This is a genomic window from Huintestinicola sp. (genome assembly GCF_050874005.1).
GTDB lineage: Bacteria > Bacillota > Clostridia > Oscillospirales > Ruminococcaceae > Huintestinicola.
Map to the genome: position 1 here is coordinate 1 of NZ_JBNMJV010000025.1, position 25,939 is coordinate 25,939.

The window sequence follows — 25,939 nt, forward strand, 5'->3', positions numbered from 1 at the left end:
ATTCTTTTACCGCTTTCAGCTTTAGTTCTGTTGAATACTTCTTGTTCTTATGACTTCTTCTTGGCATAAAATTACCCCCTTAGTGTAGTCTCGAAATTTTTGTTTTTTCGAGTGTCTACTCTAAGGGGATTATATCATTATGAACACTAAGCGGCTTTTTTGATTGACACAAGAATAAATATAAGGTAAAATAAATTTACCGGATAATATATCGGACAAAACAAGGCAGAAACTGACAGGACAAAAACACTTACATATGTTATCATAACTGCAGGAGGCGAGGAAATGGACTGGACGGAAAGCCTGAGACGGGCAATTGATTTTATGGAGAATGGTCTTACAGAAGACATATCTCCCGAGGACGCAGCAAAATCGGTGAACATCTCACCCTTTTATCTTGAGCGTGGCTTCAAGCTTATGACAGGGTATTCAATGGGCGAATATATCCGCTGCCGCAGACTTTATCTTTCAGCGCTGGATATTCTCGGCGGCAGGGACGAAAAGGTCATTGATATTGCTCTGAAATACGGCTACGACACCCCCGAGAGTTTTACGAAGGCGTTCACACGGTTTCACGGCGTAACTCCGTCGGGTCTGCGGAAAGACCCACACAAGCTGAGAACATTTCTCCCTCTTAAAATTCAAGTGGTGATTCAAGGAGGAAACAGTATGGATATGATAGTTGAAAAAATTAGCGGATTTAAGGTCATCGGTTATGAGCGTTATTTTTCGGAGGATAATTCCTATGCAGAAATTCCAAAGTTCTGGGACGAGATAATGGCAGAAAAGATAGCGCCTCTTTTCAAAAAAGCCCCCGAAACTGCCGAGGAAAAGGCAATAGCAGATAACGGCATAGGCTTGTACGGCGTGTGCATAGACGACATTGGCGGCGGCAAATTCAGATACATCATTGCAGGTGAGTACAAGGGCGGAGATGTACCCGAGGGAATGACGGTGTATGAGTTTCCCGAGACGCAATGGGCAAAGTTTAAGTGTGTAGGTCCTATGCCCGGTGCGCTTCAGTCGGTGAATACAAGGATATTCCGTGAATGGCTCCCCGGAAATCCCGATTTTGACATTGCATTCGGAGCAAATATCGAGTGGTACTCGGAGGGCGACGGAAGTGTTGCTGATTATGAAAGTGCGATATGGGTGCCTGTTAAGAGGAAAAAGTAATATATGATATGATAAAACTCACGTGACAGTCTTGTTCACGTGAGTTTGTTTTATAGGAGCCGGGAAATTTGTTGACGAATATTGTAGAATATGGTATAATTATTCCAACATATTTTTTGGAGATGAGATAGATGAGCAATGCGACCCTGAGCAGAATAATAAAACGAAACGAAGAGGACGCAAACCGCACAGCCGCAAATGTTATGCTGTTGACCTTTGCCATTTTTACTGTTATCTACATTCTGAATGTGGCAGGGATATTTATAATCGACAGACCCGTAATGACTGCGGCTTACTTCATAAGCGCCGTACTCCTGCTGCTTCCGAAGCTTCTGAATAAGCTTTGCGGAACATCGGCAAAGTATCTCAAATATCTGTATGTGATGTTTGCCGACCTTTTCCTGCTTGTGATAACATCGACCCTCACATATCACGTTGTGGTGGTATATGCATTTCCCATAGCCATAGCGGGTCTTTATTTTTCACAGAAGCTTACAAAGCTGTCAACGGCAGGAACCCTAATAGTTACCGCCGCAGGGCAGTTTATCGCATTTTACATAGGTCGGAATAATGACCATAATTTTCAGACCTTAAATAGACTTGTGATATTCGGTGTTCTGCCCAGAATGTTAACGCTTTTAAGCTTTGCGGCACTGCTCCTTCTGCTCACAAAAAGGACATCAAAGCTGCTGAGCGAGGACGCCGATAATTACGAGCAGCTCCTTTCCCACAATCAGGAAATGATATGCGGCTTTGCAACTTTAGTTGAAAACCGTGACGAAAATACGGGCGGTCATATCAAAAGAACCAGCATCTATGCCGAGCTTCTCTCCCGTGAGCTGCAGCGGACGGGACAGTACAGCGATATCATCACCGATGAATTTATCGAGTGTCTTGCAATGGTGGCTCCGCTTCACGATATCGGAAAGATATCCATTCCCGACAGTATCCTCTGCAAGCCGGGAAAGCTCACCGATGAGGAATTTGATATAATGAAGTCACACTCCGCAAAGGGCAGTGAGATACTAAAGGAGATATTCTCGGGTTCAGCCGATGAAAATTATAAACAGATGGCATACGAGGTGGCACGCTATCATCACGAAAAATGGAACGGCAGGGGCTATCCCGAAGGACTATCGGGAACGGATATCCCCCTTTCCGCAAGGATAATGGCTGTGGCAGACGTATTTGACGCTGTATCTGAAAAGCGCTGCTATCGTGACGCAATGCCCCTTGAGGAGTGCTTTAATATCATTTCCGAAGGAAGCGGACGGGACTTTGACCCTGTTCTTGCGGAAACTTTTCTGAATATCCGTGAAACTATTGAGGATGTACGTAAGGCTACTCACAATAAGCCCGATGTATGCGCAAAATAAAATTTAATGTTCCACGTGGGCGGGGGACGCCCCGCAGCGAGGTCGCATCATTAAATCAATAAAGCTGTAAAATCATTCTGCGTCTGTGAGAAACATAGAAAATGTTCCACGTGGAACAATTGAAAAAAATAATCCCCCGAAAATTTCACTTTGGAATTTTCGGGGGTATTTTTATTGTTCCACGTGGAACATTTCATAGAATAAATAAAAAAAGTTGTATGATGTTCTTACTGCTTTACTTCAATAACGGTCTTTCCGCCCATATACGGCTGGAGAGACTTGGGAATTCTGATAGAACCGTCTTCGTTGAGATTATTCTCAAGAAGAGCAATGAGCATTCTTGGAGGAGCCGCAACGGTGTTGTTGAGAGTGTGAGCGAAATATTTCTTTCCGTCAGCGCCCTTGACTCTGATACCAAGACGTCTTGCCTGAGCGTCGCCTAAGTTGGAGCAGCTTCCTACCTCGAAATACTTCTGCTGACGGGGGCTCCACGCCTCAACATCGTAGGATTTGACCTTGAGGTCTGCCAGGTCACCTGAGCAGCACTCGATAGTTCTTACGGGAACGTCCATTGAGCGGAAAAGCTCAACAGTATAGTGCCACATCTTGTGGAACCATTCCATACTCTCCTCGGGCTTGGAGATAACGATCATTTCCTGCTTTTCAAACTGATGAATGCGGTAAACTCCTCTTTCCTCAATGCCGTGAGCGCCCTTTTCCTTTCTGAAGCAGGGGGAATAGCTTGTGAGGGTGTGGGGGAGAGTAGCCTCGTCAACGATGGTGTCGATGTACTTGCCTATCATAGAATGTTCGCTTGTGCCGATAAGATAAAGGTCCTCACCCTCGATCTTATACATCATAGCGTCCATTTCCGCAAAGCTCATAACGCCTGTAACAACGCCGCTTCTTATCATAAAGGGAGGAATGCAGTAGGTAAATCCTTTGTCTATCATAAAATCCCTTGCGTAAGATGTAACAGCGGAGTGGAGACGGGCAATATCGCCCATAAGATAATAGAAACCGTTTCCTGCAACCTTTCTTGCGGCGTCAAGGTCAATGCCCCCCAGCTTTTCCATAATATCGGTGTGGTAGGGAATTTCAAAATCGGGAGTAAAAGGCTCACCGAAACGCTCAAGCTCAACATTCTCGCTGTCGTCCTTGCCTATGGGAACGGAGGGGTCGATAATGTTGGGAATTGTCATCATTATCTTCTTTATCTTCTCGGCAAGCTCGGTCTCCTGAGCTTCAAGCTCGGAAAGACGGTTTCCGAAGGAGGTGACCTGTGCCTTTGCAGCCTCAGCTTCTTCCTTTTTGCCCTGAGCCATAAGAGCGCCTATCTGCTTGGAGATACGGTTCCTGTCGGCTCTCAGCTTGTCAGCCTCCTGCTGAGCGGCTCTTGACTGTGCGTCAAGCTCGATCACCTCGTCAACCAGAGGAAGCTTTGCGTCCTGAAACTTCTTCTTTATATTTTCCTTTACTGCGTCGGGATTTTCCCTGACAAATCTGATATCCAGCATTTCATTTCATTCCTTTGTATTATTTTGTCCCTTTTTTGGACTCGCATATTTATATTATAACATATAAGGGAAAAAAATCAAGGGTAATATTTTATGTGTCACGGTTTTTCAAGGGAAAATTCCGGAATTTTTTTGAAAATGAAATATTATTCCGTGCAGAATTTATCTGTCCCCATAAGGCTTTGCGTCAAGCTTGCCCCTGCACCCCAGCTTTTTTGCCATAAGTCCCATAAACAAGCGCTGAACGGTATGCCCGTACCTGTTGAACCTTTTTATTTCCTTTTCGGGCAGATATTCGGGAGCGGCAAATTCGTCCGAAACGCTTTTCTCAAAATGACCCTTTCCGGAAAAATACCGTCCTATTTTTATAAACGGCTCAAGAAGCTTTCGCCTGTTTTTTTCGTCAAGAAGCCCCAGTCCGAACATATCCCCCTTGATAAGCGTGCCCCCGTAGCGGCAGCCCAGCTTTTCGGGCAGCGTTTCAAGATATTTCTCGCAGCAGCGGCTTTGTGACCCTTCGGGAAAGCCGCCCTGAACAATAAAAGAAATTGTAGTTTTCCCGTCCGTTTTTGGTGGGACAGCCGACAAAAACTCAAGCAGTATCCCGGGAATGTTTTCCACGTAAAGGGGCAGGGCAATGAGGATATTTTCATTCTCCGAAAAAGCCTTTGCCGCACCTTCCCACTGCCTTCTGTCCGAAAGATACCACACTTCCGAGGTGTTCCCCTTTTCCTCAAAGCCCGTTTTAAAGGCATCGATAATTTTTGCGGTGTTGCTTTTTGGCTTTGCCCTTGTCGCTCCGCTTATAATAACTAAATGCATAAGCTCATCTCCTTTGCCTTGTGAGTGGGAAATACGCCTATATTCTCACCGCTGAAATTTAGTGTCACCCTGTCGAACCACAGCTTCAGATATTCTTCGTCCGCCTTTCCGCTGTACAGCAGTCCGAAGCGGAATTTCTTGTCATATCTGGGTACGTGTCTGCATTGTCCGTCAACAAAATGGGTGTACATTGTTGCAAGAGGAAGCAGCCTGTCAATTACATTTTTCATTCGGTGATCTGCAAAATCAAGTGCCGTTCCCGATATAAATACAGTCTCGTCATACCTGAGATAACCTTTTATAAGCTCCTCATAGCCGTCCTTTAATGAGCATATCCCGGGAGTTTTCAGCCAGCAGTTATTGCAGCCGATACAAGGCTTTATGTTCATTTCATATGCGTTAATAACCTTGCATTCTTCCGACTCTCTGCTGAGTATATCAATAGCTTTAATAGCTTCGGGGTCGTCACAGGGAAGCGTGTTTACAATAAGCAGACTCATAATTCCTTCCTCCGTTTCATTATGTAAATCGGTTTGCATTACTTTATCATAATCGGGAAAAATGCTTTTGTCAAGGAGGATAAGTCTTTTTTAATCCAAGTTTAATCTCAGAGTTTGACAAGCATACGTAAATATGCTAAAATATACATCATAAAACGGGTGAATATGCACATAAAAACGGTGAAAGGGCAGGCAGATGAGAATAGATAAATTTGCGGCGGAGCAGACGGGTATCTCCCGTGCGGACGCCAAGGCTATGATTAAAAAAAGACAGATAATCGTGAACGGAGAGCCTGTCAGGTCGGGCGAAGTCCACGTTGACCCGCAAAAAGATGATATTGTCATCGGCGGAAAGCACATAATTTACAGGGAGCATTTATATATTATGCTCAATAAGCCTGCGGGAACGGTATGCGCCGTAAAGGACGAGCTGAGCCCCACCGTCCTTGAGCTTATCCCTCCCGAGCTTCGCAGGAAGGGAATTTTCCCCGCAGGGAGGCTCGATAAGGACACCGAGGGCTTTGTGTTCATCACAGATGACGGCGCACTTGCTCACAGAATGTTATCCCCCAGAAGCCACGTTGAAAAGGAATACGAGGTAACTCTCGAAAAGCCTGCGGAGGAAAGCTACAAGGAGATATTTGCCTCGGGAATGACCATTGACGGGGGAGAAAAATGCCTGCCTGCGGAAATGATCTTTACCGAGGACAGAAAAAAAGTCCGCCTTATCATCTGCGAGGGAAAATATCATCAGGTAAAGCGTATGATGGAGGCGGTGGGCAACAGGGTCGTATTTCTCCGCAGGATACGCATAGGCGGCATACCTCTTGACCCGAATCTGCCCCTCGGAAAGTGCAGAGAAATTTTGCACAAAGAAGCGGCAAATCTTTATGCAAAACAGTAATAAATTACCAACAACAATTTTAAGGACGATTTATTTTCGTCAAACTTAATAAATAACTTTTTATAACTTTGGGTAATAAGAGACTTGAAATTTATGTGAGTAATTTGGTATTATATAGATATAGCCGATATTGTATTGCAAGAATGGTCGGCAGCATTTTGAATAGGGAGGTCCACATTAAATGGCAAGTTTATCACTCAGAGGCATCTATAAGAAATATCCCGGTGGCGTTGTTGCCGTATCAGACGTAAACCTTGAGATCAAAGACAAGGAGTTCATCATCCTCGTAGGTCCTTCAGGCTGCGGAAAATCTACAACACTTCGTATGATCGCAGGTCTTGAGGAAATTTCCGAGGGCGAGCTTTACATCGGCGACCGTCTTGTAAACGACGTTGCTCCTAAGGACAGAGATATTGCGATGGTTTTCCAGAACTACGCTCTGTATCCTCATATGACAGTATTCGAGAATATGGCATTCGGTCTGAAGCTCAGAAAGGTACCTAAGGACGAGATCGCCCGTAAGGTTGAAGAAGCAGCAAGAATTCTCGATATCTCTCACCTGCTCAGCAGAAAGCCCAAGGCTCTTTCCGGTGGTCAGAGACAGCGTGTTGCTCTCGGCCGTGCTATCGTTCGTGAGCCTCAGGTATTCCTTCTCGACGAGCCTCTTTCCAACCTGGACGCTAAGCTCCGTGCTCAGATGAGAACCGAGATCTCCAAGCTCCACCAGAAGCTCGGTACTACATTTATTTACGTAACACATGACCAGACAGAGGCTATGACAATGGGTGACCGTATCGTAGTTATGAAGGATGGTTTCGTTCAGCAGGTAGATTCTCCTCAGAACCTTTATACAAACCCTGTAAACCAGTTCGTTGCAGGATTTATGGGATCTCCTCAGATGAACTTTGTTGACGCTGTTCTCAGAAAGATCGAGGGCAAGTACACAGTAGAGTTCGGCTCCGAGGACACCAAGACCACAAGAGGCAAGAAGTACTACGTTGAAGTTCCCGAGGCTAAGGTTGACGACCTCGCACTTTCCGAGCTCGTTGACAAGGAGATCATTATGGGTATCCGTCCCGAGAACATCCACGACGAGGAAATGTTCCTCTCCGCAGCTAAGACAGGCGTTATCGAGGCTGACGTTGAGATCACCGAAATGATGGGTGCTGAGACATACCTTTACCTCAACTGTGAGGGTATTCCTCTTACCGCTCGTGTTGATCCCAGATCTACCGCTCGTCCTCAGGACACTATCAAGGTTGCTATCGATCCCAACAAGATCCACATCTTTGATAAGGAAACCGAGAAGACTGTTATCAACTGATTTAAAGTATAATAAGCTTTTCAAAACGGGTCTGCATTTTTATGCAGGCTCGTTTTTTATTTCCCGAATTTTCTCACAGCTATTGACATTTCCTGTTTAATTTAATATAATAGACTTGCAGGTCTATTTTTAAAATATTCTTTCGGAGGTATACTACACCTATGAAGCAGGAAGAAAAAACAAAGCTCACAAGAGAAAAAATAATCGCCGCCGGGATATGCGAATTTGGCTCAAAGGGATATAAGCAGGCGTCCATAAACAATATCAGCGGCGCAGGTATCCCTAAGGGGCTTATTTATCACAATTTCCACAGCAAGGACGATCTTTATATCGAATGTCTCAGGATATGCTTTGATGAAATGACCGAAAGGCTTTCCGCAGACGAGAGCGCAGGAGATTACAATGCATATTTCAAGGCAAGAGCGGAGTTTTTCGCCGAAAAGAAAAACGAGGCTGCAATGGTTCTTGAAGCCCTGACAGACCCTCCCGAAAAGCATAGGGATAAGATATGTGAGATACGGCAGGTCTATGATGAGATGAATACAGAGCGCATACGGGCTATTATTGACAAGGGGCAGCTGAGATCGGGCGTTGATACGGACAGCGCCGTCAGATATTTTGCTTTAATGCAGGATATGTATAATCTTTACTGCTGCAGAAAGTCGGCAGCCTGTTTCCGCTCGGATAATCAGTCCCCCGAAGATATGATATTCCTACACGAAAAAAATCTTCCGCAGCTTTTTGAATATATGCTGTACGGCGTTCTGAAAGGAGACGGCTATGATAATACTTAAATGGCTCGGCGCAATAGCAATTGCATTTATTGTGGGAAAGCTTGTCTCAAAGCTGAGACTTCCCTCCATACTTGGCTGGCTTATAACGGGAATTGTTTTAGGTCCTCACGCATTTTCGGTAATATCCGAAGAGCTTATGAATATGAGTGCATATCAGACCCTTATACACATTCTCGAATGTGCGGTGGGTCTTATGATCGGAACAGAACTTGTGTGGAAAAAAATAAAGCGCAGCGGCAGGGCACTTATCGTCACCACCCTTACCCAGTCTTTAGGCACATTTGCCCTTGTTACCCTTGTGTTTTACATCGTCTTTCTGATTATGGGCGTTCCGACTTATCTCGCCTTTATTTTCGGCGGAATTGCCCTTGCAACGGCGCCTGCTCCCGCACTTTCCATCGTAAATGAGTTCAAGACAAACGGACCCGTCACAAAAACTCTTATACCAATGGCAGCGCTTGATGATATCGTGGGAGTGGCGGTATTTTTCACCACCATTTCCATAATAGCCCGTCAGCTGTCGGGGGGAGCAATGCCGATGTATATGATACCCGTTATGATATTCCTGCCCCTCATAATAGGCGCTGCAGTGGGAATACCCACAGGCTTTCTTCTCAGAAAAACATCGGGAAAATTCTCCTCTCTCGCAGTCCTCATTTTAGGAATACTTGTGACCTCGGTCATAGGACTTCTCTGCAACAAATATTTAATGCCCTCACCCGTTCTTAATTTTATGCTTATGGGAATGGCATATTCCGCCGCATTTTCAAATATGATAACGGGCGAAAAACTTGAGGAAATAACAAAGGATTTTAACCCTATACTCGCCGTATCTATGATAATAGTAATACTGAACCTTGGCGCACCTCTTGACTGGCACGCTATATTTAACGCAGGGCTGTTTACATTTATCTACATCGCCGCAAGAGCCGCAGGAAAATATTTCGGAGCAAGTATCGGCGCAAAGATATCCGGCTCGGACGAAAATGTCCGGAAATATCTGGGCCTTACCCTGCTTCCCCATTCGGGAGTGTCCCTTGTATTTACGGGCATAGCCGTTTCGGTGCTGTCAGCCTCGGACGACGGGGGAGTGCAGATAATTCAGGGAACCATTGCCGCCGCCGCTGTTATCAACGAGATAATTGCGGTCATTGCCGCCAAAAAGGGCTTTGAGATGGCAGGGGAAATAAAAGGACACAGAGAAGAAACTTGATCTTCTTCGAAGCTTGATCTTCTTCGAAGCTCGTTCTTCTCTGCGCCTGTCAGCTGTGATAGTAAAGGCTTCACGGCTGATTTTTATTGTTCGCTTTCGGCATTGTCCTCTTTATGAGCAGGCATATCCGCCGCCTTTACCGAAGCGGCTGTTCCGTCCTCGTTAAGCTCTGCGGTTATCATATCTCCGACGGAAATGCTTTCCGTATCCATAACCGTGCTGTCGGTAATGGTAAATGTGACAGTCTCGCCCTCGGGACGCTCACCGTCAAAATTTTTATCTCCCTTTTCGGGCATAGCAGGGGGGTCGCCATCGGGCTTCTCGCCGCTTTCGGGCAAACTTCCGTCCTCGGGCACAGCAGGGGGGTCACCCTCGGGTCTGTCACCTTTTTCGGGCATTTCTCCTTCCGAGGAAGGAGCATTTCCATCGGGTCTGCCGCCGCCGAATCCTCTTCCGCCCGACATTTTCTCTCCCGTTATAACATCACCGTCCACAGCGGTCACACGGATAATATCTCCCTTGAACTCTCTTTTTTCTTCTGTCGGGGGAGCATTTTCCGTATCGTTATTATGTACCGTCTCCGCTTCTGTTTCGGAAGCAGTTTCTGTATTGGCTGATGTTTCCGTCACGGTCTCAGCCGCAGGGGTATTTTCCGCACTTCCGCAGGCGGTAAGCGCAAGCACGCAGGCAAGAGCGCATAAAATTTTTTTCATAAAAGTCACCTTTCTTTTCAGATTTTGTAATGAAATTATACTAAGCTTATCTTAAAGCAGTCTTAATTTTTTTGTTTCCAAAAAAGGAGAATTTTTTATGTATACAGCTACACCCGAACAGATGAAAACAGCGGAGGCAAACGCCGTTTCAAAGGGAACCACATATTTACAGCTTATGGAAAATGCAGGAGCCGCCGCTGCAGATGAAATATTAAAGCGCATACCTGATATTTCGGGCAAAAAGGCTCTCATACTCTGCGGAAAGGGAAACAACGGCGGAGACGGCTTTGTTATTGCAAGGATCTTAAACGAAAGAAGAGCCGTTGTCACCGTGTCCCTTGCCGCAGAGCTGCCCTGCAAGGGAATTGCTTTCGAGGAATATTCAAAAATAACGTCCGTTAATGATATTACAATTCTTCCTCTTTCCGAGACTGACCTGTCCGCAGAATATGATATCATAGCCGACTCAGTTTTCGGAACGGGCTTTCACGGTGAACTGCCCGAAAACATATCAAATACAATGAAGCGGTTATCCGTTTCAAATGCATTTAAAATAGCCGTTGATATCCCATCGGGAGCTGACAGCATAAGCGGAAAATGCTCCGAGGGTACCCTTTGCTGTGATGTGACCGTTACATTCGGCACAGTCAAAACGGGAATGTTACATTCTCCCGCAAAAAAGCTTTGCGGCGAGATAGTGACCGCCCCTATCGGCATTGACGGGGAATGCTTTGAGAGCATTGAGGGCATTTGCGAGCTTATGGATATGAGCCTTGCGGCAAAGGCAGTCCCCATAAGAGGTGAGCAGGATCACAAAGGCAATTTCGGAAAGCTCCTTATTATCGCAGGCAGCGAGGGAATGAGCGGAGCTGCAGCAATGAACGTCTCGGGAGCGCTCAGAAGCGGCGCAGGACTTGTTCGGCTTGCCTCCGTTCCCGATGTTATTGACCGTACAGCCTCGGGAATTTACGAGTGTACATTCTGTAAGCTTGCCCCCACTCCAGGCGGCTATATTTCGGCGGATAATATACCAAAGCTTCTTTCCGAGGCGGAAAAAATGACCTGCATATCCATAGGCAGCGGAATGGGAGCAACAAGTGACACCACACTCATACTTCAAAATATAGTAAAGCTGTGCGGCGAAAAAAATATTCCCCTTATCATTGACGCAGATGGTCTAAACTGTCTTGCAGGCTGCATAGATATTATCAGGAACGCAGAGAAGGCTGTCCTCACACCCCACCCTGCAGAGCTGGGGCGGCTGCTTGGCATATCTTCTGCCGAAGTCCTGGCGGACAGGCAGGGAGCCGCAATGCGCCTTGCAGAGCTTACGGGAGCGGTGGTATGCGCTAAGGGTTATCCCACCTATATCGTCTCACCCGAGGGAAAAGTCAGAGTTTCATATACGGGCAACGGCGGACTTTCACGGGGCGGCAGCGGAGATGTGCTCACCGGAATAATTTCGGGCCTTGTTACCGCAAACAGCAAGGGCATTTTCGAGGACAAAAACCTTCTTTTTGAAGCAGCCTGTGCAGGAGTTTACATTTTCGGACTGGCAGCAGACGCTGCAGCAGATAAGCTTTCTATGACGGGAATGCTCCCCACAGACGTCATAAAAATGCTGCCCGAAGTATACAAAAAGCTTGGCAGATAAACCGTAATGCGTTCCGAAAAATATCTGTTATCAGATGAAAGGAACGTATTTATGAAGCACAGCTTTCTTAAAATTTTCACACCAATTATAATTGCCGCAGGAATTTCCGCCTGCTCGGTCTCAGACCTTGCCCCCTCACCTCAGCCGAAGCTTGACGGGGGATTTACCTGTGAATGTACCGTTACAGCGGGCATAATTCCTCCGGGCAGCGACAGCAGCGAGGAGACGGAATTTGCATTTTCGGGCAATTTAAAACGGCTCGGGGCAGGCTTCTGGGAGCTTGAAATATCCTCGCCCGAAACCATATCGGGAATGAAGATGACCTCCTGCGACGGAGATCTTTCCTCATCTCTCGGAGAGTTATCCTTTGACCTTGCACCCGAAGATGTGCCGCAGAAATCGCCTGTTTACGCCCTTTTTACGGCTATTGACAATATGTCCGCAGCCTTTGAGAACGGAGCGGAGCTTACCTCGGGAAATGAGGGCGGCTGGGTGTACACCTCAGACGGCGTAAGCGCAGTATTTGACGGCAATGGCGTTATTACCTCCCTTGCGCTTGCCTCCCCGAAAATGACCGCACAGTTTACGAACTTTACCGAGACCGAAACGGCTATTGAAACGCCCTCCGAAAGCGAAACGACCTCCGCACCTCTTGCAACGATCCCCGAGACTGTTTCGGAATCCACCGTTACATCGGCAATATCCGAAACCTCTGCACCGCCCATCATCACAACAGTAAGCTCCGAAACATCATTATCCGAAACCACAGCATCGGAAACAACCGCACCTCAGACCGAGAATACAACAGTTCCCACAACAACAATGGAATAATAACAGCAATGCCCTTGAAGCTTTTGAGTATGGTTCAAGGGCATTAAAATGTTCCACGTGGAACAATCACATCAGCGACAAAATATCCTCGTCGGAAAGCTGAGGCTGAGCCGCACGGTTAATTGCAAAGGCAAGCAGATGAGCCGAGCGGTCTATCATCTTGTCAATGTCACGGGGAGTGACCATCATATTCGGCAGGTGCTTGTCGGGAGGCGCCCCTGTAATGCTGTGAACGATGCTGTGCATATCCACCACCGTAGGTACGCCCACCGCAATAACGGGAATGCCGAGAGTTTCGAGGGAAAGCTCCTTGCGGCGGTTCTGCACTCCCGCACCGGGGGAAATGCCGCTGTCCGAAAGCTGAATGGTGGTTCCGAGACGGGAGATGTCCATACAGGCAAGTGCGTCAATTGCAATAACGCAGGTGGGCTTTATCTTCTCGCACACCGCCCTCACAAGCTCCGAGGACTCAATTCCCGTCTGCCCCATAACGCCTGTTGACAGAACGGAGACCATATTCAGGTCAAGCTCTGCAAGCTCCGCCCCCACATTATCCCCTGCAATGTGACGGGTGGCGATGACCCTCTGAGCCGTTTTCGGACCAAGTGCGTCGGGGGTAATGCTCTCGTTTCCGATGCCTGCCACAAGGATATGCCGCTTGTCGGGAATAAGCTCATTGAGCTCATTGGCAATGTTCTGAGACTGCTCCGCAAAATCCTCGGGGTGAGCGGAAAGACGGTCGGTCTCGATTGTGATGTATCTGCCCTTTGGCTTGCCAATTTTCATTCCTGCGCTGTCATCGGTCACGATTATCTCGGTTATCTCGCAAACGCTGCTTTTTCTGATACGCCGCTTTATCCCTTTGGGGAGCTTGTCCGCATCGGGGTCGAACATCTCCACCGCAAGATCTGTCCTTGAATATTTTGAACTGCTCATTTCTTTTACCTGCTTTCCTTATATGTAGTGTTAATATGTGCATAATAACTAAAAATAATTCCGATAAATATAAGAAAATTTTACACATATGGATATTGAAAATATGTCATACCAATGGTATAATATTATTATGTCTGAAAATGCTCGGGCCGACAAGTGGGCGTTTTCCGCAGGATTTGAAAGCGTGATCTCAAGGGAACGAAGTCATTACGCTCCTCAAAAGCCAACACCGTGTCTATGGCTTTTATTCACACACGATCCGATATAATAAATAAACTAACACGAACAATTTTTTGGAGGTAATGATTATGCCTAATATTAAGTCCGCTAAGAAGAGAGTAAAGGTTATCGCAGCAAAGACCCTCAGAAACAAGATGATCAAGTCCAACCTCAAGACTGTTATCAAGTCTGCTGACGCTGAGAAGTCCCCCGAGGCTATCAAGCTCGCTATCAAGAAGGTTGACCAGGCTTGCGCAAAGGGCATTATGCACAAGAACAAGGCTGCAAGAAAGAAGAGCCAGCTCGCTAAGAAGCTCAACGCTGCTCAGTAATTATCGCAAATACTTCAAGCCGCTCTGTGAAAGCAGGGCGGCTTTTCCGTTAATATAAATTTAACACATTCTCGGAGTAACTGCGATATAATAAAGATGACGGGGAGTGATCGAAATGCCGACAGAAAACACCTTTGCATCAGAAGCCGTAGCCATAGGGGGATATAACAACGCCTGCGACCGTGCCTGCAAAAAGGTGCTTGCGCTTAAGGAAATTGCTTCACGCATATTAAAAGGCGTAGCATACGAGTATCGTGACTGTACCATTGATGAAGTTATCAGGTACATAAGCGATATCGAGATAAGCGATACTCCCGTAGACGTTGATGTCCTGCCGCCGGTGGTGCATACGGATAACAGCAAGGACACCACCGCATCTGAGGGCGCACGCTTTTTCGATATCCGTTTCACCGCTAAAGCCCCGGGAAGAAACGGGCAGACAATTGAGCTTATCATAAACATCGAAGCCCAGAAAAACTATGACCCGGGATATTCGCTTCTTAAAAGGGGCATCTACTACTGCAGCAGGCTTATTTCCTCACAGTATGGGCAGGTGTTCTCAGGCTCGGATTACGACAGGCTGAGAAAGGTCTACTCGGTGTGGATATGCACCGATCCCGATGAGGCTCACAGAAACACCATTACCGAATATTCTCTTTCTCCAAAGCAGCATTACGGCGATATCCGCTTCAAGTCGGAGGAGGACAGGGAATGTGAGAGACAGAATTATGATATGATATCCCTTGTAATGATCTGTCTCGATAATTTCAGAAACGGAGTAAGCTCGGAAAACAGTCTTATAAAGCTTCTTTCTGTGCTTCTTTCACCGAAAATTGAAATCGGCGCAAAAAAGATGATCTTACAAAGCGATTACGATATTAAGATGACCCGAGAGGTCAATGAGGAGGTTCAGGGTATGTGCAATATCAGTCAGGGATTTATTGAGATGGGCATTGAAGAGGGCAGAGAGTTGGGCAGAGAGTTGGGCAGAGTAGAAGGCATTGAGCAGGGCATTGAAATTGGCGGTGAACGCAATATGATAAATATCATTTCCACAATGTCCAATGACGGCAGAACCGACAAAGAGATCTCCGAGATACTTCACATTCCCGAGGAACAGGTTAAAAAGCTCAAAGAAAAGATAAACAAATAAAAAAAGCGGCAGAGAATTTCGCACCGATACGAGATCCTCTGCCGTTTATTTTTATGCTGTTATTCCTCGGGATACATCGTACAGCCGCCTATAGTCAGAGAAGCTATTTTCTCCGGGTCGGCAGGGAATGAAAGATATCCCCTGTAATTTAAGTAATCGTAAACAGGCGGTCCCGCAGATGTGCTGTTATAGTTTACTGTGGTCTTATTGCAGTTAAGACTGTAGCTCATAGAAATTCCCGTTACATCTATCTTCTCGCCGTTTTTAAGGGTAACATACGCTTCGTTGTAAGGACGTAAATATCCCGTTCTGTAGACCTCGTTCACCCGGGCTGAGTCATAGGTGTCAATAACGATGCTGCAGGGGTAGACCTTAGCATTAAAGCCCTCCATATTCGTTCCCTTTGTTACAAGCTGAGCTCCTTCAACCTCGGGAATATTTACGGTAAAGCTTGCGGAAAACAGGGGATCTTTATAAATAATGCTGTCCTTAATAAGCCCCTTGCTGTCGTCTGTCAGGTTCAGGCAGGTCATATCGAGGGTAATGTCGCCGCTCATTTTGTCTCCGCAGCTTACCGTATAAACGTAATACAGCGTGTCCTCGTCACCCTTTACATATTTTCCCATACAGCCGCCGGAGGGCTGACCGTTTTCCGAAAATTTCTTGAATAATTCAATAAGCTTTATATCGCAATGACCATATCCATCCTCGATATTTTCAAAATATTCCCCGCTCTCGGGCAAAGCCTCGGGAAAATCAAGTCTGAAAACCGAATAAACCGTATAGCTGTCGGTGGCACAGCCAACGGGAGTGACCTTCAGCCCGTCAATGTAGGTTTCCAGAGAATGTACCTCAAGCTCTCCCGTAAGATTTTCAAAAGGCGAGAAGTCCTTTTCCCCGCCGAATATTATGGAGAATATACCGCTGTTTGCGGCGTATACCGTAAAGCCCGTAAGCAGTAAAACAGCAGCGGCAATTACGGGCAATGTGCGGCGGAGCTTGCCCCTTGGGCGAACTTTTTTCGTCTGATTTTTTGCGGCATACATAATGTCATTTATGCACTCTTCATCAGCCTGAACCTTGTTCACAGCCCTTTTGTAGCTTTCTATATCCATATTATCCTTCCTTTCCCGTGACGGATAAGCGAAGAAGCTCCCGTCCTCTTTGTAGTCGTGTGCGAATGGTGGACTCCTTTATCCCCGTGATCCCGGAAATTTCTCTCACCGAATATCCCTCACAGTAAAAAAGATGAACCGGCGTCCGGTATTTCTCGGGCAGCTTCATAACTTCTGCAAGGGCGGACCTTTCCTCCTCGGGCAAATCAGCTGCCATATCCTCGGGAATTTCCATATCCGACCGCCTTGAAAACCAAAGGGAGCGGAGGCGGTTTCTGCAGATATTCGCCGTTACCGTAAGGAGCCACGCCCGCTCCTCCTTCTCGGAACCGAAGGAAATATCCGTGCAGTACAGCTTTAAGAAAACCTCCTGAGTACAGTCCTCAGCTTCCGCACGGCATTTCAGATACGAGCAGGCAAGCCTCAGAACGGAATTTATCTGCCGCCGCATTATAATTTCAAATTCCCCATCGGTCATCTTGTTTTCTCCTTATCAGTTTGATTTGAATGCATTCTGTATATATAACAGATTAAAAACGGAAAAAGTCTCAAAATCTGCATTGGCATATTCCATAAATCTCTTAAATGGTTTTACAGCAAAATGACGGTAAATGTTAATAAAATGTAAATTCGACAGAATGAGTGAAATTTTTTGCCCTTTTAAATCGTTTATATATCAGAAGCAAAAAACGGGCGGATAATAAAAAAGACAGCCCGAAAAAAGAACAGGAGGAAAGCTTATGTCATTAAGTTCGATATACGCTGCAAAAAGAGAGATAACGGGCATACAAAGCCGCCCGAATGTTATTATAGCATATGGTGAGGATAAAAGGGAAGAGGCAATGAGTCTTTCGGATATGCTTTCGAGAGAGGAGATAAACGTTATCTCCCATAGATCGGGTGACATTTTCGACAGCACAGGTATTTCGGGAGATGTGCATATGATGGTCATACGTGACGGGGGACTTGTGTCACCACAGTTCGGGCTTATCGAGGAACTGCGCAGAACATCGGATATCCCCGTTCTCACCGTTTCAGACGGCTGTGACGAGATATACCGCACAATGGCGCTTGCCAAGGGAGCGGACATTTGTATGAATGCAGACGAGTTCGGAAAATTCGAGTTTAAAGCAAGAGTGGTCTCTCTTCTCAGAAGATATATCGGCGCTCAGAACAGAGTGAGCGGCATAATCTCCGCCGACGGCGAGACTCTTATAAACGGCAGCATCAGTATAGACCGCCGCCGCAGAGAGGTTTTCAGAGAGGGAGATCTTATCCGAATGACCGCCATTGAATACGGCATAGTGGAGTATCTTATGGAAAACTGCGGAGCAGTCTGCACCGTTGACGATATTTACCGCAGGGTGTGGAACGAAACTCCCTACTGCGTAAGAAAGACCGTAGTTGAGCATATCCGCCGCATAAGAAGCAAGATAGAGCCCGATCCTCACAATCCCAGCTACATAAAAGTAGTTTTCGGCGTTGGCTACAAGATGGAAAGAGCGGTAAGCTAATAGAGGCAAGATTTTTCAGAAGCAAGAGGCAAGAATTTGGAGGACTGCAATGAAAAGTATCATTGGGAGAACAGCTGCATTGATCTCTGCCGCTGCAGTTATTGCAATGTGTCCGTTATCAGCCGAAGCGGCTACATTAGAAACCGAGAACGGTATCAGGTACATTCGGTATGATAGCGGCGAAACAAAAGCATATACAGGCTGGACAACAAGATCGGGAAAACGTTATTACTACAAAAACGGCGTTATGAAGAAAAACTGTTGGCTTACAGAAAACGGCTAGAAAAAGTATTTTCTGAGTGCAGACGGGGCAGCAGCTGTGGGAAAGGTAACTGTTTCGGGTGTTGAATACGAGTTTGATGAAAAAGGCAGGCTTATCCCCGATGAATGGGGTATCACACTCACTGCAAAAGACGTTACACCTACGGGAATGACATTGGAGCTGCTTTGGGACGGTACCGAGACAACGGGAAGCCTTGAATTCGGCGCAGCATATACGCTTGAACAGTATCGGAACGGCAAATGGGAAACGCTCCCGTATCTCCGTGATGATATAGCGTTTATAGCCATATCCTATGAATTAACGGAAAATGAGTCCTTTGCTCTGACCCAAAACTGGGAGGAGCTTTACGGCGTGCTTGAAGTCGGAAAATACAGATTATGTACCTCTGTTAGGGACTTCCGAAAGCCTGCCGATTATGATGAAAAGCTGTATTATGCATACTTTACAATTTAAATCAATAAAATACGGGACAGACAAACAACGGTCTGTCCCGTATTTCAATATGGGTGACAAAACCTTGCCTGATAAGCGTGTGTAAAGGCACTATACTTTACAAACCTGACATAAAATAGTATACACAGCGGTTTTTTTCATTTTTGATTTGAAATATGATAAAATGTGTTTTCAAAAAACAAAAATGTAATGTGAACTCAAATGTAAATTACCGTAAAATAAAAGAAAATGTCAAATGTAAAATAAATATTAAGAACATTGAAAATGATATCATTCTGTGGTATAATCAATATAAAAAATCAAAACATCGGTTAAAAAAATCATAGGGAGGAATAATTTATGCCATTTATAAACATCAAAACAAACGTTGAAGTCACCGCAGAAAAAGCCGACAGCATCAAATCCGCTCTGGGACTTGCCATAACCGCTATTCCGGGAAAATCAGAGGGCTGGCTTATGGTGGGCATAGAGGACAAATATAAGCTATATTTCAAAGGCACCGAAGAACCTGCCGCAATGGTGGAAGTGAGCATATACGGCAATGCCTCCTCAAACGCTCTGGGCGTGCTTACAAGCAATATCACAGGCATACTTCTCGACAATCTGGGCATATCCACCGACAGAGTATATGTAAGCTATATGTCAACTCCCGACTGGGGCTGGAACGGCAGCAATTTCTGAGACGACGCTGTGACAGGGAGGCAGTACTATGTGCAGATTGTTTGAATATGCCGACAGGTATGTAAAAGAAAGCGACTGGAAAGACCTTGCCCTGCTGAAATTATGTCTCTGTGCAATAGGCGTTCTTATCGGGATAAGCGTTGCTCCGAAGCATAAGAAAAAGGTAATGGCGGCGGCAGCCGTTGTGTTTGGCTTTACATACGTGCCGCAGATGACAAAATTTGTTAAGATCATTATTGATGAAAACAAAAAGAACTAAGCAATAAACAAACAGCGCCGCCGGAATGAAAACCCGGCGGCGCTGTGAATTTGCGTGTAAATAACACTACCTGAAATTACTCGGCGTTGTTATAAACGTTTATTTCCTCGTCAACGATAGGATAATACTCCTCACGAGCCTGTACCCAGCTCTCGAACTGCTCGTTGGCAATGCCCTCGTAAAGAACGCTCATTACCTCGTCGGACATAAGAGTGCTGAGACCGTAGCCGTAATCGTATGCCTGGGTGAACTTATCGGAATCGTAGAAATCCATAGCGATATCATACATTTCGGAAGTCCAGCCGGGGTTGTTAGCAAGGTACTTTTCCTTGGTGGCTTCAACATACTTCTCGTCATAGTTAACAGTCCTGTTGCAGTCGAGCCAAGCCTTAACGCAGTCGCCGTTCTCGGAGCCCTTGACCCACATATATGCGAATACCTTGTTTGAAACGTAATATTTATCGGAATCGGGATCCTTGGGGAAAGGAACTATCTGTACCTCATCGTCGGGAACGGAGAGGGCAGCTGCATTGTATGCCCAGGTACCCATTGAGTAGAACAGCAGGCTGTCGTCCACAAATGCAGACTCGCCGCCTATCCAGCCACGCTTGATAAGGTTGTTTTTAAAGATGTCCTCAAGAACGCCCTGAGCCTTTTCTATCTTGCCGCTTCTCAGATTGTTTCCGAACTTTGTGCCGTCATATGTGACCATAGTTTCGCCTGCGGTGTAAACGAATGCGTTTGCCCACCAGCCGCCGATACCAAATCTTTCGGTGCCGTCGCTGCTGCCGTTTTCAACAAAGGTCTTCATCATATCGGTGAATGCGTTCCAGTCCCATTCGCCGTTTAAGTACATCTCATAGGGATCCTCAAAGCCCTCGTTCTGAATGGTGGATTTTTTGTACATAAGCACCTGTGTATCGTTGAAGCTGTAGCCCAGAGGAGCTATGTAATGCTCGCCCTTCCAGATAAAGCTGTCGGCGGTGTCCTTCACATCTGCCCACTTGGGATCCTCCCAGTTAACGAGAGAGTCGATTGGCTGATACTGACCCTTTGCGATATCGCAGGGGAAGGATCTCCACTCGTATGCGAAAATGTCGGGAGATGTGCCGCCCATAATGTTGGTGGCAAGATCCTCAAAGCGCTTGTCGCTGGTGGTGGGTATATATTCTATCTTTGCGCCGTAGGTGTCCTCAAAAAGGGCAAGCTCGGGGCTTCTTTCGGGGGAGTCGTTGGTGGGGTTAAGGTCATATATTCCAAGCCACTTGAGAGACTTTCCGTTTATGTCCACATCGAGAGTCTCGTCAAGAGCCTCAACCTCAACGTTGTCGCCTGTCCACTCGGTAGCTGCGGTGGTGGTCACATCGGCTGTGGTGGTCTCTGTCGTACCCTCAGAGCCGCCTCCGCAAGCGGTGAGAGAAGCTGTAAGAGCAAGCGCCATTGTTCCTGCTATAATTTTCTTGTAATTCATACTAATTTCCTCCTTATTTTTACAAGTGTATGTAATCGTTTGCACTCAAAGCAGTTTATCTGCTGTTTAATTTACTTTATAATAGCATAGTATTCAAAAAAAGTCAACAGCCAAGAGAATTTTTTGGAGATTTGCACAATTATTATGTTCGAGTTTGCATATATAGGAAAATGCCTGTATCCCGATTTTCATTGTGCCGATCGTAGGCCGCTCAAAGACTAACTATGAATAAATGAACATTGCTTGACAATATAAAAAATTATGTTAATATATATGTAACAATTATATGAGACAGGGGGAACGGGTATGGGGAAATACACAAATGAAGAGGACAGATGTCAGATAACAGGTCTTATTGTCAGGACAGTTCTTGGGATAGCCGTCACATTCGGGCTTCTCTGCTGGTATTCGGGGGGACTGCCTCTGGGTGTGGAGAAATTTTTCGCACCCGAAAATCTTTTGAAAAATATATTACCTGCCGTTATCTTCGTGGCGGTGATATTTGTCATTACCCGAAAATACTTTTCCTCTGTTGATATGTGGAAGATACTCCTGCTGAATTTCTGCCTCGGGAACGGTCTGCCCTGGCTTGATCCTTTGCTTGTTTTTCTGTTTTCCATAATGAGCGGCGGTTTTCTGACGCTTTTATCCCTGGACCTTCTTATTGTAACAGCCGCCAATCTGACACTTTATCTGCAATGCGGCAGGACGGACAATGCAGAGCGCTCACTTCCTGCATCCATAGGTGTGTATCTTCTTTCATATCTATGCTTATTTGTTCCGATAGGTTTTTATGGGGCATTTTTTTGATGTGAGAATGTTTTTGTAACCGAATTGTAATTTGACAATCGCAGGCGGAAAATGTATAATTAAATCGGTACATAGTACCAAAACTGAAGCAGCCATAAGAGTTAAAAACTCTGACGGTAGGCGGTGATGTCTCCTCTTTCCCTCGCAAAATCCTCTCGGGAGGGAGGTGTAAAATTCGTATGACGATAATCGAAGTATGTGCGTTGTCAGCGCTTGCCGTTGACATAATTCGCCTTATCATAGATATTCTGAAATATCGAAATGACAAAAAAGACTGACCGCCCAAGTTGCACCTTGAACGGTCAGTTACTAACATCTTGTTAGTGACATAAGCCAATTGGGGAGCACACCGTCTACACGGTTGCTTCTTTATTTTTAGTATATCATAGTTTTTTATTATTGTCAAGAAAAAATTTGAGTAAAACGACCGCCGCCACATTTAAAATAATGAGGCGGCGTTGTTTTTTATATTGCCTTGCTTATCCATATATGCCGCCCATCATAAGGAATGAGCCAGCTTTTTTACAGCGTCTGCAAGCATATCGGTCTGGGCTGCGGTGTTGAAAACAGAGGGGGAAAATCTTACGCCGCCCTCGGGAAGCGTTCCTGCGCTGCGGTGGGCGAGACCCGAGCAGTGAAGTCCGCCTCTGAGGGCAAAGCCGCTGTCGCTGAGAAATGCCGCAGTTTCCTCGGGTGAGGAGCCTTCCACGTTGAAAAGAACTATGGGCAGATAGCTGCACCGCTCCCGCCTGTATATCCTGACACGGCTCTCGTTCTCGATCGCACCTATAAAGCGGCTGCAAAGCTCGGTCTCACGGGAATGTATCCTTTCCGCTCCCACTCGTTTTATAAAGTCTATCCCTGCGCCTACAGTCACGATGCCTACGGTGTTTACGGTTCCGCTTTCGAGTCCCTCGGGAAGAAACGGGGTCTGTTCTGCTTCGAGAGATGTGCTGCCCGTTCCGCCTTCCAAGATGTGGTAAATGGGATATTTTCCGTCGGTGATGAGCAGTCCTGTTCCCGTAATGCCGTACAGACCCTTGTGCCCCGGCATACAGAGAATGTTTATATTATCCCGTTTGATATCAACGGGGATAACTCCGCAAACCTGCGCTCCGTCTCCCACAAAGCAGATGTGTTTTCTGCGGCACATTGCGCCTATCCGCTCATAGGGGAGAAGCTGCCCGGTCACATTGCTGCCTAAGGTGCAGATGACCGCTTTGGTGGCGGGAGTTACAAGGCTCTCGAAATTATGCACCGTTACGGAATCGTCCGCCGCCGCTTCGGCAATGCTGTAGGTAAGACCTCGTTTTGTAAGCTCGTGAACAGGGCGGAAAACAGAGTTGTGCTCTAAGGAGGAGATTATTACGTGAAACGGTCTGCCCTCACGCAGGTCACGCTCTGCCAGCCCCTTTATCGCCATATTCAGGCTTTCGGTGCAGTTTGCGGTGAATATCACGTTCTCGGGAGGGGCGCCGAACATTTCCCCTGCCTTTTCACGGACAGAATAAACAGCCTGCGCTGCGTCCATTGACATTTTGTGTCCGCTTCGTCCGGGGTTGCCGCCGTACCTTACGATCGCCTCCGCAGCCGCTCTTCGTACGCTTTCGGGCTTCGGATATGTGGTGGCTGCGTTGTCAAAATATATCACATAAGATCATTCCTTCCGGTTTTTAGTTCGATACTAAACACCATTAGAATTATGGAGAAGAAATCTCCGCAAGATTTTGCGGCGAGAGCATCTCATAATTCAATGGGTTTTTAGTATCAGTTGTCCTGCACGCTGCTAATGGATCTATATGAAATGCCGTTGTCCTCCATTATCTTGACGAGTCTGTCGGAACGGCCCGTGACGGTAACGCTGTAGCCGCAGCCCCGGAACAGACTGCCCGGTGTGCGCTTTACCTCTGCGGAAATGCCGTATTTTTCAAATACAGACTTCGCCTTGTTTGCATAGGTCACGGAAGCAAAAGCAATGATGTGCTTATTCACGCATATCACCCTTTCAGTTGACGGTTATTTATGCTCCGTCTTGTTTATTATATTCAAGTGGGACGATTTGTGTTCAAGAGAGAGCTTTATTCTTTTTTCTTTATTCTTTATTATTTATTCTTTAAATAGTTCCCGATTTTAAAAATAAAGAATAAATAATAATGTTTAGCGTGACACAAAAATACCCCGGGAGAAAAATCTCGGGGTATGATTTTCACTCCACTTCAAACTTCGCTCTGAAAGTGCAATCGGTAAGAAGCAATGCTCCGAAATGATTATGTATTAACTAAATATCAAAAAATATCTCTCCCTGTCACCGGGCAGGGAGAGATGAGACTCTTTTATCCGCTTACTGGCTGCCGCCCTTGCATACAAAGGACATACAGTCGGTGCATTCGGGAACGGTGGGGTTAGCCTCGTGTGTGCCTACCTTAATGGTCTCGAGAGAGCAGTAATGCTCGTTTGCAAGATTGTACTTGCAGCTTGATACATCGCACTTGATAGAAGAATTCTTTGTCATTTCCTTTTCCTCCGAAAATATATATTATCGTCAGATGTGCAGTGAGCCTTGCAAACAAAGCTTACTGCACATCGGCGTAATACTATTATTTTCGGAAAAAGGTTTTATGATACTCGGAAAAATTTTGAAAAATCAGTATTTGTCTGTCAGAAGAGAAGAGTAGCCGTTGCTGCTGCGAATGTAGGCAACATAATAGAGCTCCCCGTCTGCTTCATATAATCCTTCAGTCCCCAGCTTACCGCTTTCCTCGTCACCGAAGTCAGAGATAAGGTGCTGTTCAAGGCTTTCATTGGTCTGCGAAGCAGGAATACCTACAAGGGAGACATCACAGGGAAGAGACTCTCTGTCAAGTAACCTCCATAGACAGATGGGAGCATTTTCCGCACTCTCCTCCTCCTGTCTGACGGTCTGACATACCCCCACATACCGCCCCTTGTATAAAACCAGATAGCCGTCGTGAACAAGGATGTCAGCGTTATGCACATTCACTCCCTCATAAGGCCTGGTCTCGCAGTATACAAGGGATATGTCAGTGTCTTCAAAAAAGCTGATGGGTGTGTTTGCAGGAAAGGAAAGATCTCCTATGACCACAGCATTGTCCGAAAAGGCAGCCGCCTCGTCAAATTCCACCTTTTCACCCGAAAGGTGCGGCAGGTCGGTCATTCCCGCAAAATCGTCATAGGGAACATATTCGCATAGGGCTTTGTTTTCCTCAAGTTCTGTGCAGTTTAACGCAAATATAACTGCGTTGTTTATTATCGGAATGAACATTGCCACCTCTCCGCTGTCGGTAACGTAGGAATATGATAAGCCGTATCCGGAGACATCGGCTTCCGTTATGGAAGGCTTGCCGAAGGCGTTTTCCAGCATTTTTATATCGCTGCTTTGGGCTTCTCCCAGACTCCATTTACAGCTGCCTGAGCTTATCATCATACCAACGATAACGCCCTCTTCCTCGGAAACGCCCCTTCGGCGGGCAATGTACACATCTCCAAGCTCGCTTTCACCGAAGGCAAGCACTCCCGTAAACATAGAAAAATCATAGCCGTCAAGCTTGTATTCATCGCCGTAAATTACCGAGAAGCCCTCGGGCAGGTCGCATATCATAAGGGGCAGGGCAATGCGGCTGTTGTTTATGCGAATATCGTGAATGGCACTTCTGAGCTTTTCGCTGTTTTCGGCGTTCATTGTTTCCGAGGAGACCCCAAACTTTTTTCCAAGAATTTTTTCAACTGTATCCGAGCCGAAATTGTCCGATACATAAGCATATTTTTCATACACCGAGGAAGGCGGTGCTTTAAACGGCAGAGGGATAAAGAACAGGGCAAACAATATGAGGGCAATAATTTGCAGTACTTTTTTCTTATTCATTTTTGT

28 protein-coding genes are annotated in these 25,939 nt (G+C 46.2%); 16 read left to right on the forward strand and 12 right to left on the reverse strand.

All coding sequences use genetic code 11. The features are described from left to right. The first annotated feature begins 285 nt into the window (after positions 1-285). On the forward strand, positions 286-1,176 hold the full coding sequence (locus tag ACR0QN_RS09135; RefSeq protein WP_432650903.1) for an AraC family transcriptional regulator: 891 nt from the start codon (positions 286-288) through the stop codon (positions 1,174-1,176). Between the two features lie 131 nt (positions 1,177-1,307). Continuing rightward, positions 1,308-2,552 carry an HD-GYP domain-containing protein gene (locus tag ACR0QN_RS09140; protein ID WP_432650904.1) on the forward strand — a complete coding sequence of 415 codons (1,245 nt, stop codon included), beginning with the start codon at positions 1,308-1,310 and terminating at the stop codon, positions 2,550-2,552. Between the two features lie 227 nt (positions 2,553-2,779). Here the strand turns inward: ACR0QN_RS09140 and serS are convergent, their stop codons facing one another. The 3 genes from serS to ACR0QN_RS09155 all read right to left on the reverse strand — a co-directional run bounded on the left by serS (position 2,780) and on the right by ACR0QN_RS09155 (position 5,391). Next, positions 2,780-4,069, reverse strand: a complete 1,290-nt coding sequence (gene serS / locus ACR0QN_RS09145) for a serine--tRNA ligase (protein ID WP_432650905.1) — start codon at positions 4,067-4,069, stop codon at positions 2,780-2,782. 162 nt (positions 4,070-4,231) lie between these two features. Further along, positions 4,232-4,891 (reverse strand): hypothetical protein, encoded by a 660-nt coding sequence (locus ACR0QN_RS09150; protein ID WP_432650906.1) that lies wholly within the window; start codon positions 4,889-4,891, stop codon positions 4,232-4,234. After that, entirely contained in the window at positions 4,882-5,391 is a 510-nt protein-coding gene (locus ACR0QN_RS09155; protein WP_432650907.1) for a hypothetical protein, read from the reverse strand. Before ACR0QN_RS09155 ends, ACR0QN_RS09150 begins: the two co-directional genes overlap by 10 nt. A 196-nt stretch (positions 5,392-5,587) precedes the next feature. Between ACR0QN_RS09155 and ACR0QN_RS09160 the strand changes: the two genes are divergently transcribed. From ACR0QN_RS09160 to ACR0QN_RS09175, 4 genes are all read left to right on the forward strand, one after another. Beyond that, positions 5,588-6,295: a pseudouridine synthase gene (locus ACR0QN_RS09160; RefSeq protein WP_432650908.1), complete on the forward strand. Its 708-nt coding sequence runs from the start codon at positions 5,588-5,590 to the stop codon at positions 6,293-6,295. Between the two features lie 181 nt (positions 6,296-6,476). Then, complete coding sequence (locus tag ACR0QN_RS09165) at positions 6,477-7,619, forward strand: ABC transporter ATP-binding protein (protein ID WP_432650909.1); 1,143 nt, start codon at positions 6,477-6,479, stop codon at positions 7,617-7,619. 161 nt (positions 7,620-7,780) lie between these two features. Further along, entirely contained in the window at positions 7,781-8,413 is a 633-nt protein-coding gene (locus ACR0QN_RS09170) for a TetR/AcrR family transcriptional regulator (RefSeq protein ID WP_432650910.1), read from the forward strand. Further along, positions 8,400-9,626: a cation:proton antiporter gene (locus ACR0QN_RS09175; protein ID WP_432650911.1), complete on the forward strand. Its 1,227-nt coding sequence runs from the start codon at positions 8,400-8,402 to the stop codon at positions 9,624-9,626. Before ACR0QN_RS09170 ends, ACR0QN_RS09175 begins: the two co-directional genes overlap by 14 nt. Positions 9,627-9,709: 83 nt before the next feature. On the opposite strand, the gene ACR0QN_RS09180 is transcribed toward ACR0QN_RS09175, so the two are convergent. After that, complete coding sequence (locus ACR0QN_RS09180; RefSeq protein WP_432650912.1) at positions 9,710-10,339, reverse strand: hypothetical protein; 630 nt, start codon at positions 10,337-10,339, stop codon at positions 9,710-9,712. Between the two features lie 97 nt (positions 10,340-10,436). On the opposite strand from ACR0QN_RS09180, the gene ACR0QN_RS09185 reads away from it, so the two are divergent. Together ACR0QN_RS09185 and ACR0QN_RS09190 are read left to right on the forward strand one after the other, a co-directional pair. Continuing rightward, a complete protein-coding gene (locus ACR0QN_RS09185) occupies positions 10,437-11,993 on the forward strand; it encodes an NAD(P)H-hydrate dehydratase (RefSeq protein ID WP_432650913.1) in 1,557 nt (518 codons plus the stop codon). 51 nt (positions 11,994-12,044) lie between these two features. Continuing rightward, positions 12,045-12,824: a hypothetical protein gene (locus tag ACR0QN_RS09190; protein WP_432650914.1), complete on the forward strand. Its 780-nt coding sequence runs from the start codon at positions 12,045-12,047 to the stop codon at positions 12,822-12,824. 66 nt (positions 12,825-12,890) lie between these two features. Here ACR0QN_RS09190 and gpr read toward each other — a convergent pair whose 3' ends face one another. Further along, positions 12,891-13,760 carry a GPR endopeptidase gene (gpr, locus tag ACR0QN_RS09195; RefSeq protein WP_432650915.1) on the reverse strand — a complete coding sequence of 290 codons (870 nt, stop codon included), beginning with the start codon at positions 13,758-13,760 and terminating at the stop codon, positions 12,891-12,893. A gap of 308 nt (positions 13,761-14,068) precedes the next feature. Between gpr and rpsT the strand changes: the two genes are divergently transcribed. Then, a complete protein-coding gene (gene rpsT / locus ACR0QN_RS09200) occupies positions 14,069-14,311 on the forward strand; it encodes a 30S ribosomal protein S20 (RefSeq protein WP_432650916.1) in 243 nt (80 codons plus the stop codon). 115 nt (positions 14,312-14,426) lie between these two features. Continuing rightward, positions 14,427-15,464 (forward strand): hypothetical protein, encoded by a 1,038-nt coding sequence (locus ACR0QN_RS09205; RefSeq protein WP_432650917.1) that lies wholly within the window; start codon positions 14,427-14,429, stop codon positions 15,462-15,464. 59 nt (positions 15,465-15,523) lie between these two features. Here ACR0QN_RS09205 and ACR0QN_RS09210 read toward each other — a convergent pair whose 3' ends face one another. Beyond that, on the reverse strand, positions 15,524-16,579 hold the full coding sequence (locus ACR0QN_RS09210) for a hypothetical protein (RefSeq protein WP_432650918.1): 1,056 nt from the start codon (positions 16,577-16,579) through the stop codon (positions 15,524-15,526). Position 16,580: 1 nt separating this feature from the next. Continuing rightward, positions 16,581-17,057, reverse strand: a complete 477-nt coding sequence (locus tag ACR0QN_RS09215; protein WP_432650919.1) for an RNA polymerase sigma factor — start codon at positions 17,055-17,057, stop codon at positions 16,581-16,583. A 262-nt stretch (positions 17,058-17,319) separates the two neighbouring features. Here ACR0QN_RS09215 and ACR0QN_RS09220 point away from each other — a divergent pair, with 262 nt between their 5' ends. The 5 genes from ACR0QN_RS09220 (at position 17,320) to ACR0QN_RS09240 (ending at position 19,769) form a co-directional block, all read left to right on the forward strand. Further along, positions 17,320-18,093, forward strand: a complete 774-nt coding sequence (locus tag ACR0QN_RS09220; RefSeq protein ID WP_432650920.1) for a winged helix-turn-helix domain-containing protein — start codon at positions 17,320-17,322, stop codon at positions 18,091-18,093. Positions 18,094-18,142: 49 nt separating this feature from the next. Further along, positions 18,143-18,376 (forward strand): hypothetical protein, encoded by a 234-nt coding sequence (locus ACR0QN_RS09225; protein ID WP_432650921.1) that lies wholly within the window; start codon positions 18,143-18,145, stop codon positions 18,374-18,376. Between the two features lie 36 nt (positions 18,377-18,412). Then, the gene (locus tag ACR0QN_RS09230; protein ID WP_432650922.1) at positions 18,413-18,829 is read left to right on the forward strand and encodes an immunoglobulin-like domain-containing protein; all 417 of its coding nucleotides are present in this window, start codon (positions 18,413-18,415) and stop codon (positions 18,827-18,829) included. 339 nt (positions 18,830-19,168) lie between these two features. After that, positions 19,169-19,510 (forward strand): phenylpyruvate tautomerase MIF-related protein, encoded by a 342-nt coding sequence (locus ACR0QN_RS09235; protein ID WP_432650923.1) that lies wholly within the window; start codon positions 19,169-19,171, stop codon positions 19,508-19,510. Positions 19,511-19,538: 28 nt separating this feature from the next. Further along, positions 19,539-19,769: a permease of phosphate ABC transporter gene (locus tag ACR0QN_RS09240; protein WP_432650924.1), complete on the forward strand. Its 231-nt coding sequence runs from the start codon at positions 19,539-19,541 to the stop codon at positions 19,767-19,769. Between the two features lie 76 nt (positions 19,770-19,845). Here the strand turns inward: ACR0QN_RS09240 and ACR0QN_RS09245 are convergent, their stop codons facing one another. Then, entirely contained in the window at positions 19,846-21,240 is a 1,395-nt protein-coding gene (locus tag ACR0QN_RS09245) for an ABC transporter substrate-binding protein (protein ID WP_432650925.1), read from the reverse strand. Between the two features lie 306 nt (positions 21,241-21,546). On the opposite strand from ACR0QN_RS09245, the gene ACR0QN_RS09250 reads away from it, so the two are divergent. Continuing rightward, a complete protein-coding gene (locus ACR0QN_RS09250) occupies positions 21,547-22,050 on the forward strand; it encodes a hypothetical protein (protein ID WP_432650926.1) in 504 nt (167 codons plus the stop codon). A gap of 499 nt (positions 22,051-22,549) precedes the next feature. Here ACR0QN_RS09250 and ACR0QN_RS09255 read toward each other — a convergent pair whose 3' ends face one another. The 4 genes from ACR0QN_RS09255 to ACR0QN_RS09270 all read right to left on the reverse strand — a co-directional run bounded on the left by ACR0QN_RS09255 (position 22,550) and on the right by ACR0QN_RS09270 (position 25,933). After that, on the reverse strand, positions 22,550-23,701 hold the full coding sequence (locus tag ACR0QN_RS09255) for an aminotransferase class V-fold PLP-dependent enzyme (protein ID WP_432650927.1): 1,152 nt from the start codon (positions 23,699-23,701) through the stop codon (positions 22,550-22,552). Positions 23,702-23,817: 116 nt separating this feature from the next. Next, on the reverse strand, positions 23,818-24,042 hold the full coding sequence (locus tag ACR0QN_RS09260) for a DUF3343 domain-containing protein (RefSeq protein WP_432650928.1): 225 nt from the start codon (positions 24,040-24,042) through the stop codon (positions 23,818-23,820). A gap of 349 nt (positions 24,043-24,391) precedes the next feature. After that, a complete protein-coding gene (locus tag ACR0QN_RS09265) occupies positions 24,392-24,562 on the reverse strand; it encodes a DUF1540 domain-containing protein (RefSeq protein ID WP_432650929.1) in 171 nt (56 codons plus the stop codon). Between the two features lie 132 nt (positions 24,563-24,694). Then, positions 24,695-25,933 carry a hypothetical protein gene (locus tag ACR0QN_RS09270; protein WP_432650930.1) on the reverse strand — a complete coding sequence of 413 codons (1,239 nt, stop codon included), beginning with the start codon at positions 25,931-25,933 and terminating at the stop codon, positions 24,695-24,697. Positions 25,934-25,939 lie beyond the last annotated feature (6 nt).